The organism is Nostoc sp. UIC 10607 (assembly GCF_047228265.1).
GTDB lineage: Bacteria > Cyanobacteriota > Cyanobacteriia > Cyanobacteriales > Nostocaceae > Nostoc > Nostoc foliaceum_A.
The window spans coordinates 1-908 of sequence record NZ_JBIQNW010000209.1; the positions used below are offsets into that span (position 1 = coordinate 1).

A 908-nucleotide genomic window follows, 5' to 3' on the forward strand; every position below is an offset into this window, starting at 1 on the left:
TTTTTTTTATCGAACCACAGAGGCGCAGAGGACGCAGAGAGAAGAGAGAGGTTTTTTACTTTGCAGAACCAACTTGTTGCAGGGATACTGGGGTAATTGCTGCTTTGAGTTCCTGACAGAGTTGTTCTACAGCTTGCAATCCTTCAGTTGGGTTATCTTCTGCTAAACGTTTGACGAAGGCGCTACCAACAATCACTGCATCTGCTCCCCATTCCATTACTTGATGTGCTTGTTCTGGTCCTGAGATGCCAAAACCAACGCCGATGGGTTTATCGGTGACGCTTCGCAAGTCGGTAATTAAATCTTTTACGCGGTCTTGGATTTGAGCGCGGATACCTGTAACGCCTGTGACGCTTACTAGATAGATAAAACCTTGAGATTGACGAGCGATCGCTAAAATCCTATCTTTAGAACTGGTGGGAGCTACGAGCAAAATTACCTCAATTCCGAAAGATGCAGCAGTCTGGATTAATTCTTCTGCTTCTTCTAAGGGTAAGTCTGGTACTACCAATCCTTGTACCCCAGCAGCGGCAATTTGCGCCAAAAATGTCTTAATACCCCGATGCAAAATCGGATTGTAGTAAGTAAATAGAATTATCGGCGCTTTTATGCTGGGAATTACTGTGTGCAACATCTCTAGCACTTGCTCTAATTTGGTGCCTTTTTGCAAAGCGCGGGTTGCTGCGGCTTGAATTACAGGCCCATCTGCGAGGGGGTCGGAGTAGGGAATGCCCAACTCGATAAAGTCTGCACCGTTGCGATCTAAGATACGTATTGCTTCGGCGGTGGTTTCTAAGTTCGGATCGCCTGCTGTGATAAACGGGATTAAAGCACACTGTTGGCGAGCCTCCTGCACAGGAGCTTTGCTAACGCGTAAAGTTTTAAAGGAGTCGGAGATAGAAGTCATA

The 908-nt window shown here is 46.3% G+C and carries 1 protein-coding gene; it reads right to left on the reverse strand.

Going from position 1 to position 908, the window contains the following annotated elements; all coding sequences use genetic code 11:
- Positions 1-55: 55 nt before the first annotated feature.
- Complete coding sequence (gene trpA / locus ACEYW6_RS36435) at positions 56-907, reverse strand: tryptophan synthase subunit alpha (protein WP_412983643.1); 852 nt, start codon at positions 905-907, stop codon at positions 56-58.
- Position 908 lies beyond the last annotated feature (1 nt).

Excerpts from the sequence above, each read along its gene's own strand:
- trpA (WP_412983643.1), bottom strand. The coding sequence starts at position 907 with ATGACTTCTATCTCCGACTCCTTTAAAACTTTACGCGTTAGCAAAGCT.